9 protein-coding genes and 1 pseudogene are annotated in these 12,853 nt (G+C 60.4%); 6 read left to right on the forward strand and 4 right to left on the reverse strand.

Going from position 1 to position 12,853, the window contains the following annotated elements; translation table 11 throughout:
- Positions 1-12 precede the first annotated feature (12 nt).
- A complete protein-coding gene (locus tag ACA054_RS21650) occupies positions 13-1,338 on the reverse strand; it encodes an MFS transporter (protein ID WP_497686087.1) in 1,326 nt (441 codons plus the stop codon).
- Between the two features lie 266 nt (positions 1,339-1,604).
- Here ACA054_RS21650 and ACA054_RS21655 point away from each other — a divergent pair, with 266 nt between their 5' ends.
- Positions 1,605-2,477, forward strand: coding sequence for a LysR family transcriptional regulator (locus ACA054_RS21655; RefSeq protein WP_497686088.1), 873 nt, complete (start codon positions 1,605-1,607; stop codon positions 2,475-2,477).
- 112 nt (positions 2,478-2,589) lie between these two features.
- On the opposite strand, the gene ACA054_RS21660 is transcribed toward ACA054_RS21655, so the two are convergent.
- Positions 2,590-3,453 carry a LysR substrate-binding domain-containing protein gene (locus ACA054_RS21660; RefSeq protein WP_497686089.1) on the reverse strand — a complete coding sequence of 288 codons (864 nt, stop codon included), beginning with the start codon at positions 3,451-3,453 and terminating at the stop codon, positions 2,590-2,592.
- Between the two features lie 109 nt (positions 3,454-3,562).
- Here ACA054_RS21660 and ACA054_RS21665 point away from each other — a divergent pair, with 109 nt between their 5' ends.
- From ACA054_RS21665 to ACA054_RS21675, 3 genes are all read left to right on the forward strand, one after another.
- Positions 3,563-4,672, forward strand: a complete 1,110-nt coding sequence (locus ACA054_RS21665) for a 2-aminoethylphosphonate--pyruvate transaminase (protein ID WP_497686090.1) — start codon at positions 3,563-3,565, stop codon at positions 4,670-4,672.
- Positions 4,673-4,825: 153 nt separating this feature from the next.
- Complete coding sequence (gene phnX, locus ACA054_RS21670) at positions 4,826-5,653, forward strand: phosphonoacetaldehyde hydrolase (RefSeq protein WP_497686091.1); 828 nt, start codon at positions 4,826-4,828, stop codon at positions 5,651-5,653.
- A 204-nt stretch (positions 5,654-5,857) separates the two neighbouring features.
- A complete protein-coding gene (locus ACA054_RS21675; RefSeq protein ID WP_497686092.1) occupies positions 5,858-6,409 on the forward strand; it encodes a cytochrome b in 552 nt (183 codons plus the stop codon).
- Positions 6,410-6,538: 129 nt separating this feature from the next.
- On the opposite strand, the gene ACA054_RS21680 is transcribed toward ACA054_RS21675, so the two are convergent.
- Complete coding sequence (locus ACA054_RS21680; RefSeq protein ID WP_497686093.1) at positions 6,539-7,465, reverse strand: 1-aminocyclopropane-1-carboxylate deaminase/D-cysteine desulfhydrase; 927 nt, start codon at positions 7,463-7,465, stop codon at positions 6,539-6,541.
- A gap of 161 nt (positions 7,466-7,626) precedes the next feature.
- A complete protein-coding gene (locus ACA054_RS21685) occupies positions 7,627-9,666 on the reverse strand; it encodes a 2,4-dienoyl-CoA reductase FMN-binding domain-containing protein (protein ID WP_497686094.1) in 2,040 nt (679 codons plus the stop codon).
- A gap of 175 nt (positions 9,667-9,841) precedes the next feature.
- On the opposite strand from ACA054_RS21685, the pseudogene ACA054_RS21690 reads away from it, so the two are divergent.
- A pseudogene (locus ACA054_RS21690) lies at positions 9,842-10,048 on the forward strand (O-antigen ligase family protein); the annotation flags it as partial.
- Positions 10,049-10,053: 5 nt separating this feature from the next.
- Complete coding sequence (locus tag ACA054_RS21695) at positions 10,054-12,678, forward strand: glycoside hydrolase 5 family protein (protein ID WP_497686095.1); 2,625 nt, start codon at positions 10,054-10,056, stop codon at positions 12,676-12,678.
- Positions 12,679-12,853 lie beyond the last annotated feature (175 nt).

A 12,853-nucleotide genomic window follows, 5' to 3' on the forward strand; every position in this document is an offset into this window, starting at 1 on the left:
CCGATGGACCGTTCAGATACGCAGGGGTTTTAGGGTCATCGCCTGGTTGGGCACGCAGGCATGGTGGCTACCCTGGCCCCCGGGGCGGCTGTTCCAGTGCGGGATCAGCACCAAGGCAGAGAACAGCGCGCTGCCGGCGAAGACGATGAAGACGGTAACGGTGTCGAAGTAGCCTGGCAGCAATCCGCCGAGAATCGCCCCGACCGAGCCGCAACCGTTGACGAAACCGGCCGCCGTGGCGCCGGCCTTGGCGGTACCGAAATCGATCGCGGCCGCACCGCTGATCATCGAGTCAGGTCCGTAGAGCGTCAGGCCCATGACGAACAACAGCGCCACTACCAGCATCACGCTGCCGGTATGCAGGGCGCCCATGAAAAACCCCAGGGACACCGTCAGTGCTAACAGACTGAGCACGCAGGCTGGCATGCGCCGGGCGCCGAACAGCTTGTCCGAGGCCAGGCCGATCATGATCGGCCCGAGCAGCCCGGCCAGTTCGAACGCGGTAGGAATGATCGCCGCGCCGACCTTGCCCACCGAAGGCATCTGTTCGAAAACGATCACCGGGCCCCAGAGCAGAATCGCGTAGCGCGCCGGTTTGAGCATGAAATACGCCAAACCCAGCACCAGCACCGTGCGGTTGCGCAGGATCTCCTTCAAAGGCTCCCACAGGCTGATTTTGCTTTGGGCATGGGCCTCGTCGGCGGTTAGCTCAGGCTCCGGCTCAACCGCTGGCAAGCCGACGTCTTGTGGTTTATTGCGTTGAAAAATAAAAAACAGCACGGCGACCAGCCCAACCACCGCCGCACTGGAAATGAACGCCGCCTGCCAGCTGCCGATCAGCGTATACGCCCACCAGCCGGCAAACGGCGAGGCCACCAGGCCGCCGAAGGCGTAGCAGGAACTCCACAATCCCAGTACCTGCCCGCGCTTTTCGGCGGGAAAGAAATTGCCGAGGTTCTTGCACAACCCCGACCAACCGGTGGACTGCGCCAGGCCTTGAATCAGCATGCAGGTGGCAAAAATCGGCAAGGTGGCGAAACTGCCCATCACCAGCGCCGCTGCCGCAGAAATCAGCAAACCACCCAGCACCACCACCCGCGGACCGAAGCGGTCGGCAAGAATGCCCCAGGTGAATTGGCCGATGGCGTAGGCGGTCAGGTAAATCGCGTCGAGGTTGGCCATGGTCATCTTGTCGAGCATGAACGTCGGATCTTCGCCGATGCCGAGCTTGGCAACGGAAAACGCTTTGCGGGTGAAGTAAAAAGCGGCGTAGGCGAGCCATGTGATCGCGAAGATCTGCACGCGCCAACGCTTGAGGGTGCCGATGTGCTGGTTCATTGTGGTTCTGACCTCAGGGTATGAGTGTGCCGGCAGAATTGGAAAAAAACGCCTGTGTTCTTATTGTTGAGCACTGCGAAATCACCTTGTCCCTGTGGGCGATTCCGGTCAGATGAGTCCTGTTGTTGCACGCACGGGCTCATGGCCCTGCGTTGTTCGACTGAGCAATCACGGCGGCTGAGGTGGATAAAAACAATTACTGATTAATAAGTGAAATCGATTTATCGTATTTCCAAAACAAGCTCAGCTTGTTACTGGAGATTCCCATGTCGGTTTCCCACGCCCAACTCAAAGCTTTCCACGCCGTGGCCGTGCATGGAAGCTTCACCAAAGCCGCCGAGCGGTTGTTTCTCACCCAGCCGGCGATTTCCGACCAGGTGCGCAAACTCGAAGAGCGCTACGGTGTGTTGCTGTTCCACCGCAACAAACGCTCGGTACGCCTCACCGACCTGGGCGAGCGCTTGTTGGGCGTCACCCAGAAACTGTTCGTGATCGAAGCCGAGGCCCAGGAGTTGTTGCAGGATTCCCAGGCGTTGCAGACCGGCAGCCTGATCCTGGCGGTGGATGCGCCGGTGCATGTGCTGCCACAGATCGCCCGGTTTTGCGAACGCTACCCCGGCATCAGCGTGAAGATCGAAACCGGCAACACCGATGAGTCGCTGTTTCGACTGTTCAACTATCAGGCCGACCTGGCGTTGCTCGGCCGCGAGGTGAGTGACGAACGATTGATCACGCTGGCGCTGCGCAATGACCCGATGGTGGCGTTCGTGTCGCGCAATCATCCGTGGGCGGATCGCGAATCCATTACCCTCGCGGACCTGGACAATACGCCGCTGGTGTTGCGGGAAATCGGTTCGGTGACCCGCCAGACCCTGGAGGAAGAAATGGCCGGCGCCGGGTTCCGCATTCGTCCGGCGATTGAGGTCGAAGGTCGGGAAGCCGCGCGTGAGGCGGTGGTGGTGGGGATCGGGATTGGCGTGGTGTCGGCGGCAGAATTCGGCGCCGACTCGCGGGTGTGCGCGTTGCCGATCACCGATTGCAAAAGACGGCTGACGGAAACGCTGGTGTGCTTGCGCGAACAGAGCTCGCGGCGGATTGTGGCGACGTTTCTGGAGATGGTGCGTGGGAGTCTTGTGTAGGCAGGCCCGGCCCCTTCGCGGGCAAGCCCGCTCCCACATTTGATTGCATTTCTCCAGGAAGAACGCGGTCAAAAGTGGGAGCGGGCTTGCTCGCGAATACAGGCGACTCGGTCTACCTGCCTGGCGCCAACCCGAAAAACGCCTGTATCAAACGCAAATCCCGCCGCCGCTCCATGCACCCCATCATGTGCCGGTTGACCAACCCCCCGCCGATGATCGGCACCGCCGCCACTCGCGGATCATGGCTGACCTCCACCGACGACACCACCCCCACCCCCAACTCGGCAGCGACCGCCTCGGTCACCGCTTCCCGGCTGTCCAGCTCCAGCAACACCCGCGGATTGACCTTCGCCTGGACGCAGGCGTCATCGAAGGTGCGTCGGGTGATCGAACTCGGTTCACGCAACACCATGATCACCTGATCCAGTTCCTTTAGCGGCACGCCTTGAGTCCGCCGCGCCCAGGGATGACCCTCGGGCACCAACGCACAAATCCGCGATTCGCTGAGGGCTTGCAAGTGCAGGCCCTTGCGCGGCTCGACCTCGGTCAAAACCGCCACGTCGGCATGCTCGGACAACAGCGCAGCCAGGGTTTCCTGGGCATTGCCCAGGCGCAGGTTCACGGTGATCCCCGGATAACGCGCACGCAGTCTCGCGAGCATCGGCATGACCATGTGCGGGCCGTCCGCCGCCACTTCCAGGCGCCCGGTCAGTAACTGCCGGTTGGCCTCCAGCATCGCTTGCGCCTCCTCGGCCAGGCCGAACATCGCCCGGGTGATCGACGCCAGCCGGGTGCCCTCCTCCGTCAGCTCCACCCTTCGGGCGGTGCGGCGCAACAGGGTGATCTGGTAGTGCTCTTCCAGCGCCTTGATGTGCCCGGTGACCGCCGGTTGGCTGATGAACAGCCGCGCGGCAGCCCGAGTGAAACTGCCCTCCCGGGCCACGGCATCGAAAGCGCGGAGCTGAAACAGGTTCATGAATAACTCTCACTGATGGCTGGCATAACAACAAACAATTTGATTGATAACTCGGCAAATTGCAATTTAAGCCCCGTAGCTTCATCCCATCGATTGCGAGGACACGAGAATGAGTATTGCCGCACCCATCCTGCTCACCCCCGGCCCGTTGACTACTTCGGCCCGCACCCGTCAGGCGATGATGGTTGACTGGGGTTCATGGGATGACCGCTTCAACCAGCTGACCGCCAGCCTCTGCGAACAACTGCTGGCGATCATCAACGGCGCGGCCAGCCACCACTGCGTGCCCCTGCAAGGCAGCGGCACCTTCGCCGTCGAAGCGGCGATCGGCACGCTGGTGCCGCGCGACGGCAAGATCCTGGTGCTGATCAACGGCGCCTACGGCAAACGCCTGGCGAAGATCTGCGAAGTGCTGGGGCGCTCTTTCAGCACCTTCGAAACCGCCGAAGACGAACCGACCACCGCCGCCGACGTCGACCGTCTGCTGCGGGCCGACGGCGGCATCACCCACGTTGCACTGATTCACTGCGAAACCAGCACCGGTATCCTCAATCCGCTGCCGGAAATTGCCCAGGTGGTCGAACAACACGGCAAACGCTTGATCATCGATGCCATGAGCTCCTTCGGCGCGCTGCCGGTGGACGCACAACAAGTGCCGTTCGATGCCCTGATCGCCGCTTCCGGCAAATGCCTGGAAGGCGTGCCGGGCATGGGTTTCGTTTTCGCCCGCAAAGAATCCCTGGCCAACGCCGCCGGCAACTCGCACTCCCTGGCGATGGACCTGCACGACCAGCACACCTACATGGCCAAGACCGGGCAATGGCGCTTCACCCCACCGACCCACGTGGTCGCTGCGTTGCACGAAGCCCTGTTGCAATACAACGAAGAAGGTGGCTTGCCAGCCCGGCACCAGCGCTATGCCGCCAACTGCCAGGCCCTGATGGAAGAGATGGGCACGCTTGGACTGCGCAGCTTCCTGCCAGCCACCATCCAGGCACCGATCATCGCCACTTTCCATGCACCGAAAGATCCGCGTTATCAGTTCAAAGAGTTCTACGAGCGGGTCAAGGCCAAGGGTTACATCCTCTACCCCGGCAAACTGACCCAGGTCGAGACGTTCCGCGTCGGCTGCATCGGCCATGTCCAACCGGCGGAAATGCGCGAAGCCGTGGCGGCGATTGCCGAAGTGCTTCGCGAAATGGAAGTACTAGAGATCTAAACCACACCCCTTTCCCCCTGTGGGAGCGAGCCTGCTCGCGAAGACGGTCGGACATTCAACATCAATATCGACTGATCCAGAGCTTTCGCGAGCAGGCTCGCTCCCACAAAAAGCAGCTCCCCATTTAGCCAGTTGCCACAGGATTTGATCACCATGAACTACACCAACCCAACCAAACTGCAAGCCGCCATTCTCGACTGGGCCGGCACCGTGGTCGACTTCGGCTCGTTCGCGCCGACGCAGATTTTCGTCGAGGCCTTCGCCGAGTTCGACGTCCAGGTCTCCATCGAAGAAGCTCGTGGCCCGATGGGCATGGGCAAGTGGGACCACATCCGCACCCTGTGCGATCAGCCACAAGTCGCCGAGCGCTATCGCAACGTGTTCGCCCGTACCCCGACCGACGATGACGTCACCGCCATCTATCAGCGTTTCATGCCACTGCAGATCGAGAAAATCGCCGAACACTCGGCGCTGATTCCCGGCGCCCTGGACACCATCGCCAACCTGCGCCAACAGGGGATCAAGATTGGCTCCTGCTCCGGTTATCCGAAACAGGTCATGGATAAAGTCGTCGAACTGGCCGCCACCAACGGTTACGTGGCCGACCACGTGGTCGCCACCGACGAAGTGCCGAACGGCCGCCCATGGCCAGCTCAAGCATTGGCCAACGTGATCGCCCTGGGCATCGACGATGTTGCCGCTTGCGTGAAGATCGATGACACCGTGCCGGGCATTCTCGAAGGCCGTCGTGCCGGCATGTGGACCGTGGCGCTGATCTGCTCGGGCAACGCGCTGGGCCTGGACTACGAAGGCTATCGTGCCCTGGACAGCGACACGCTGGACAGCGAGCGCAAGCGCATTCACGCGCTGTTCGAAGGCTCGCGCCCGCATTACATGATCGACACCATCACCGACTTGCCGCAAGTGATTGCCGACATCAACAAGCGCCTGGCCAAAGGCGAGATGCCGCAATCCAACTGACTCACCGCCCCTCCTGTAAGAGCGAGCATGCTCGCGAAAAACGTCAGGGCAACGCGTTTATGCAGCAAACACGCGCGTTATCGTTGACGTCCATCGCGAGCATGCTCGCTCCTACAGAGGGCATTCCGCGTCAAAGAGCCTCAGGCAAACCCGGTGAAACAGGATTACAGTTAACGGTGGCTGCCCCCCTGTGAGGAACACCGTATGCCGTGGAAAAATTCCGACTCGCGCTACAGCACCGTCTCGATCGCGCTGCATTGGTTGATGCTGGTCCTGCTGGCCCTGGTTTACGCCTGTATCGAACTGCGCGGCCTCTTTCCCAAGGGTAGCGGTGGTCGAACGCTGATCGTGGAATCGCACTTCATGCTCGGCCTGACCGTATTCGTGCTGGTCTGGCTACGCCTGTTCGCCCGCAGCCTCGGCCCGGCACCACAGATCTTTCCGGCTTCGCCTCAGTGGCAAACGGTGCTGGCCAGAGTGATGCACTGGGCGCTGTACATCTTCATGATCGCCATGCCGATGCTGGGCTGGCTGGTCACCAGCGCCAAAGGTAACCAGGTGATGTTCTACGGTTTCGACCTGCCCCTGCTGGTCGCGGAAAACAAGGACCTGGCCAAGCAGATCCAGGGCTGGCACGAGCTCGGTGGCACCCTCGGCTACTGGCTGATTGGCCTGCACGCCGTCGCCGGGCTGTATCATCACTATGTGGTGGGCGATAACACCTTGTTGCGGATGATGCCCAAGCGGGTGAGCTGAACCTAAGGCTGGCAGCAACTCATGTGGGAGCGAGCTTGCTCGCGATGGGGGCATTACATTCAACACGTCCGTTGACTAACACACCACCATCGCGAGCAAGCTCGCTCCCACATTGATCTGCAGCGTTTTTCAGGCTTGTGGATTGAATCCCCGCCAGCCCTGCAATCCACCGGTGTGGATAAAGATCAGCCGCGTGCCTGGGGCAAACCTCCCCGCCTCGACCTGCTGCCTGAGCGCCAGTAACGCCTTGCCGGTGTACAGCGGTTCCAGCGCAATACCGCTGGCTTGCTCGGTCTGCGCGATGAATTCGAGCAACAGCGGGTCGACCTTGGCAAAGCCACCTCGGCTGGCGTCGAACAGTTCATAAGACGGAGCATTCACGCCCGCCTCCTCCACGATGCTCTCGACCTGCTGTGCTACACCGTGATCACCGGGCACTGCCAGTGCACCGTAGACCGGATGCCCTCCCGCTTCGGCCATGACCAGGCCGGCCAGGGTCGTGCCGGTCCCACAGGCCAACCACCAACCGTCGTAGTCGCTCCAGCCCAGATCATTCAGTTGTCGGCAGGCCAATGCTTTGAGCTGCACGCAGCCCTGTGCCCCCTGCAAACCTCCGCCGCCTTCCGGGACCGGATACAGGTCGGGATACAGCGCCTGCCATGGCTCCCAGAAACCCGCTTCATGCCGCGCCCGATAGCCGCCATAACCGAGCCAGTGCAGTTGCATGCCGAACGCCTGCAAATCGTTCACCGTCGGCGTTTGCTGAGGGTGCCCGCGCAACAGGCCGACCGTGGCAAAACCGAAACGCTTGCCGGCAGCGGCCAACGCATGCAGGTGATTGGAATGCGCTCCGCCGAGGCTGATGATGCCTTTGGCGCCGGATTGGTCGGCGGCTTTGAGGTGTTCGGTGAGCTTGAACCATTTGTTGCCGCTGATCAGCGGGTCGATCAAGTCCAGGCGCAGGATGGCGAGTTCGATGTTGGCGGTGGTTAGCCAGTCGAGGTGGAGGCGGTCGAGGGGGGCTTGGGGTAGCCAATTGTTGGGAGGAAGAAGCATTGATGCCGGCTCTGGGTAAACAGCCGGCATCTTAGCAGCTTGTAGGAGCGAGGCTTGCCCGCGAACAAGACGCTGCGGTGTATCTGAAAAACCGCGTCATCGTTCTTCGCCGGCAAGCCTGGCTCCTACAACGATTGCCATTGGCACGCGGGTCCTGCGTATTACAACTCAGCCGCCAACCGCGAACCCTGATTGATCGCCCGCTTGGCATCCAGTTCCGCCGCGACATCCGCGCCTCCGATCAGATGCACGTTCTGCCCCGCCGCCACCAGGCCGTCCTGCAACTCGCGCAACGGGTCCTGTCCGGCGCAGATCACCACGTTGTCCACCGCCAGCAGTTGCGGCTCGCCGGTTTCGCCGATGCGGATGTGCAGGCCTTCGTCGTCGATCTTCAGGTATTCGACGCTGTTGAGCATCTGCACCTTCTTGTTCTTCAGACCGGTGCGGTGAATCCAGCCGGTGGTCTTGCCCAGGCCGTCGCCGACCTTGGATTTCTTGCGTTGCAGCAAAAACACTTCGCGGGCCGGCGCATGCGGTGCCGCCTTGATCCCGGCGACACCGCCGCGTGCTTCGAGGTGAGTATCGATGCCCCACTCCTTCCAGAACTCATCGCGGTTCAGGCTGGTCGCCTCGCCCTGGTGAACCAGGAATTCCGAGACGTCGAAACCGATACCGCCGGCACCGATCACCGCGACACGCTTGCCCACCGGTTTGCGCTCAAGCAGCACGTCCAGGTAGCTCAGCACCTTGGCATTCTCCACCCCCGGAATCGCCGGCAACCGCGGCGCAATGCCGGTGGCCAGGATGATCTCGTCGTAGCCGCCCTCGACCAGTTTCGCCACATCGACGCGGGTGTTCAGGCACACCTCGACATTGGTGGTCTGCAATTTGCGACCGAAGTAACGCAGAGTCTCGAAGAACTCTTCCTTGCCCGGCACCCGTTTGGCGACGTTGAACTGGCCGCCGATCTCACTGGCCGAATCGAACAGCGTCACCGCATGGCCACGCTCGGCCGCCACGGTCGCGGCGGACAAGCCGGCAGGCCCGGCACCGACCACGGCGATTTTCTTGATCTGCTGCACCGGCACATAGTTGAGTTCGGTTTCGTGGCAGGCACGCGGGTTGACCAGGCAACTGGTCAACTTGCCGCCGAAGGTGTGGTCCAGGCACGCCTGGTTGCAACCGATGCAGGTGTTGATTTCATCGGCGCGCCCTTCAGCGGCCTTGTTGACGAAGTCCGGGTCGGCGAGAAACGGCCGCGCCATGGAGACCATGTCGGCATCGCCCTCGGCAAGGATCTGCTCGGCGACTTCCGGGGTGTTGATGCGGTTGGTGGTGATCAGCGGAATGTTCACCGAGCCGCGCAGCTTGGCCGTGACCTTGCTGAAGGCCGCGCGCGGCACTTTGGTAGCAATGGTCGGAATCCGCGCTTCGTGCCAGCCGATACCGGTGTTGATGATCGTTGCACCGGCCTGCTCGATGGCCTTGGCCAACAACACGATTTCTTCCCAGCTGCTGCCGCCTTCGATCAGGTCGAGCATCGACAGGCGGAAAATGATGATGAAGTTCGGGCCAACCGCCTCACGCACGCGACGGACGATTTCCACCGGCAGGCGCATGCGGTTTTCGTAGCTGCCACCCCAGCGGTCGGTGCGGTGGTTGGTGTGGGCGGCGAGGAACTGGTTAATGAAGTAACCTTCGGAGCCCATGATCTCGACGCCGTCGTACTCGGCCTGCTGGGCCAGGGTCGAGCAGGTGACGAAATCGCTGATCTGCTTCTCGATGCCTTCCTCGTCCAGCTCCTTGGGCTTGAAAGGGTTGATCGGCGCCTGGATGGCGCTTGGCGCAACCTGTTTCGGGCTGTAGGCATAACGACCGGCGTGGAGGATCTGCATGCAGATCTTGCCGCCCGCCTCATGCACCGCACGGGTGACGATGCGGTGCTTGAGCGCTTCTTCCTCGGTGGTCAGCTTGGCCGCACCAGAATACACACCGCCCTCGTCGTTCGGGCCGATCCCCCCGGTGACCATCAGGCCGACACCGCCACGGGCACGCTCGGCGAAGTACGCCGCCATGCGCTCGAAACCACCGGGCTTTTCTTCAAGGCCGGTGTGCATCGAACCCATCAATGTGCGGTTGCGCAACGTGGTGAATCCCAGGTCCAGCGGGGCCAGCAGGTGCGGGTAGTGAGCGGCGGTCATCGGTAACTCCACAGCGAGCGATCACGGATAAAGCGGGAGCTCTACGGCCCCCGTCAGTCATGTTCGACAGACTAAGAGCCGCACCGTCGGCACTCAATGACCGAAACTGACAACTTAATGATCGAAATGTGCAGCCGCGCTCAAGCTGGCGCCCCCAACAACTGACTCAACACCAGACGATGAGGCACGCCGACTCGGACGTGCACTTCTGGCGACACTGGCCGGGATCCTGATCACCATCGCTACCGTTAGCAGTATCACGGTGATCCCCGTGGTGTATTGGTCGGTGGCTGGACTGGAAGTTATCTATGCTCAGATGGCGCGCAGGCTCAAGCACACCTCGACCACCGTCACGGCGAGTGCCCATCTCCAACTCAGGTAGAACCCATGGTCCAATTGTTTCGCCGTCCCCAGATACTGCTCCTGCTACTGCTGTTTTTTGCTATTTGGCCGTTTCGTACCTGGGCGTCGGACTGGGTCGTCAGTGTGGATGAGCGCAACGGCCTGCCAATGCTGGTGCGTGGTGGCAGTCCGGTAGTTGCTACGACATTCTCGTTCTTTGGAAGGAACTGGGACTGGACGTATTTGCAGACCGAATTCAAGGTAAACACCCCTTATCGATACTCCCTTGCAGGCAAAAATAAAGCGCTGGATTTCGACTTGACTGCGCAGATTCAGAAGCAAGGCGAGCAAAAGCTGACCTGGAACTTTACCCTGGATGCACACAGCGGGAAGTCTGGCGTTTCAGGTGGTGGCATCGTCTTCGAATTCGACCCCGCTCTTTTCGCTGGAGAAATGGGCGAGCCCACTTTGCTACCCGAAAACCGCGGCTGGACCTGGGGCAATGCACAAGGTCGACGCATCGAAATGCGCTTCGAGCCCGCACTGGCGGGTGTGTACTTTGAATCGGGCAGTAAATCCGAGGTGCGCGCTTTTTTCTACAAGAACACGATCAAACCTGGCCGCCAGGATTTCACAGCCACCTTGAGCGTTTCTGGCGATGTGGCGGTCGGCCCGACCACTACCGAGCGCTTCGGGCTGTCGGACCCAAAGAGCTGGCCGACTGACAAGCTCGACTGGAAAACCTCGCCGGTCGACCTGTCCTTTCTCAACGCTCAGGAAAAACCTGCAGGCAAGCGCGGCTTCATCAAAGCCTCCGGCGAGCAATTGCTATTTGCGGACAACACTGCGGCGCATTTCTGGGGCACCAACCTTTCGGCCTACACGCTGTTCCAAACGTCAGACGATGCAATCAAGCTGCAGGCCAAACGCCTGTCGGCACTGGGCTTCAACCTTGTACGACTGCACCACCATGACTCGCCATGGGTCTTCCCGAACATCTTTGGCGACGGCAGGGTCACGCGCAGCACCCAGCAACTGAGCCCGGAATCGCTGAAAAAAATCGACTGGTGGATCAAGTGCCTGAAAGACGAAGGCATTTATGTGTGGCTCGATCTGCACGTCCAGCGAGTCTTCACTGAAAACGACAACATTTATGGCTTCGATGAATTGCCAAAAGAAGAGCAGAATTTTACCTATCTCAAGGGCTATTCCTATGTGAATCTCACCATTCAGAAAGCCATGAAGCGCTTTGCCGAAGCCTACCTGACCCATGTAAACAGCTACACCGGTCTCGCCTACAAAGACGACCCGGCGATCGCCGCCGTATTGATTACCAACGAAAACGACGTCACCAATCACTTTGGCAACGCCTTGTTGCCAGACAAGAATTTGCCGAAGCACAATCGCGTCTACATGGCTGAGGCCGAGGCTTTTGCCAAACAGCACAATCTGTCTGCAGACCAGACCTGGCGCTCCTGGGAGCCAGGCCCCTCCAAGCTGTTCCTTAACGATCTGGAGCGACGTTTCAACGTCGACATGATTCAACACCTGCGTGGAATAGGCGTGAAGGTCCCCATCGCCACAACCAGTAGCTGGGGCCGCAATGGTCTGAACTCCCTGCCGGCCCTTACTGCCGGCGACGTAATCGATGTCCATAGCTACGGGGGCTCGGGACAGATAGAGAAAAACCCGCTCTACAGTGACGGCATAGTGAATTGGATTGCCGCCGGCCAGGTCATCGGCAAACCCTTGACCGTCACCGAGTGGAACAATGAGCCCTTCCCGACACCAGACCGTCACTCGCTGCCACTCTATATCGCCGGCACCGCCAGACACCAAGGCTGGGATGCACTGATGCAATATGCCTACAGCCAGGAGCCACTGGGGGGCGAAGACATGAGTGCCAGCAACTGGCACACCTATAACGACCCTGCAATGCTGGCCACTCTGCCCGCCGCCGCCTTGCTTTATCGCCGTGCAGACGTTCGCGAAGCAACAACGACCTACGTCTTCGCGCCGACGCCAAGCACCCTGTTCAACCAAATGATCACACCGGCCAACTCTGCTCTACTGCGCACAGCCATGGAGAAAGGCAAGCTGGAAATCGCGATGCCACAGACGCCGGAATTGCCTTGGTTGCAACAGAGCGTTATCCCAAGCAATGCACAGGAATTTCATGACCCTGGCCAGTCGCTGCTGGACACCAATGCCAGCGAGTCCACGACAGACACGGGTGAGCTAAAGCGCAACTGGAAACAAGGCATCTACACCATCAATACACCACGTACCCAGGCCGCTACCGGCTGGATCGGCGGCGAGTCGATCAGCCTTGGCAACATTCAAGTTCAAGTGAAGACCGCCAACGCCAGTGTGGTGGTGCAAAGTCTGGATGACGCGCCTTTGGGCCGATCGCAGGATTTACTGATTTCGTCAGGCACCCGTGCCATCCCCCAAGACGACGCCAAAATACCTTTTTACGTTGAGCCCCTCGAGGGCACGCTAACAATCCAGGCGCCGCAAGGCTTGACACTGTTCACCCACGGCATTCTGGGGCAAATGAAGAAGCTGCCCGCGACCTACCTTGATGGCCGCTATACAATCAAGTTCGACGGTCTGCAGGCGTCGAACTGGTTGTTTTTGAAAAAAGGCGTCACGCAAGCACAACCTTAGGCGACGCGCAGCCGCCCCCTGCCAATACAGCATCATCACGCACGCCTGCGAGCCAATAACTAGCCCGTCTATTTTAAAATAATGGCCTGGTAGATTGCGCTGACGTTGCAATCTGCGCCTCCACATCAATAGCTTCCAGGAGCGTTGGATGATGTTGCCACAGGCCGTGTCGTGA

It is taken from the genome of Pseudomonas sp. LBUM1653, from assembly GCF_059716115.1.

Coding starts and splice junctions, on each gene's coding strand:
- ACA054_RS21695 (WP_497686095.1), top strand. CDS start 10,054: ATGGTCCAATTGTTTCGCCGTCCCCAGATACTGCTCCTGCTACTGCTG.
- ACA054_RS21680 (WP_497686093.1), bottom strand. CDS start 7,465: ATGCTTCTTCCTCCCAACAATTGGCTACCCCAAGCCCCCCTCGACCGC.
- ACA054_RS21655 (WP_497686088.1), top strand. CDS start 1,605: ATGTCGGTTTCCCACGCCCAACTCAAAGCTTTCCACGCCGTGGCCGTG.
- ACA054_RS21675 (WP_497686092.1), top strand. CDS start 5,858: ATGCCGTGGAAAAATTCCGACTCGCGCTACAGCACCGTCTCGATCGCG.
- phnX (WP_497686091.1), top strand. CDS start 4,826: ATGAACTACACCAACCCAACCAAACTGCAAGCCGCCATTCTCGACTGG.
- ACA054_RS21665 (WP_497686090.1), top strand. CDS start 3,563: ATGAGTATTGCCGCACCCATCCTGCTCACCCCCGGCCCGTTGACTACT.
- ACA054_RS21660 (WP_497686089.1), bottom strand. CDS start 3,453: ATGAACCTGTTTCAGCTCCGCGCTTTCGATGCCGTGGCCCGGGAGGGC.
- ACA054_RS21650 (WP_497686087.1), bottom strand. CDS start 1,338: ATGAACCAGCACATCGGCACCCTCAAGCGTTGGCGCGTGCAGATCTTC.
- ACA054_RS21685 (WP_497686094.1), bottom strand. CDS start 9,666: ATGACCGCCGCTCACTACCCGCACCTGCTGGCCCCGCTGGACCTGGGA.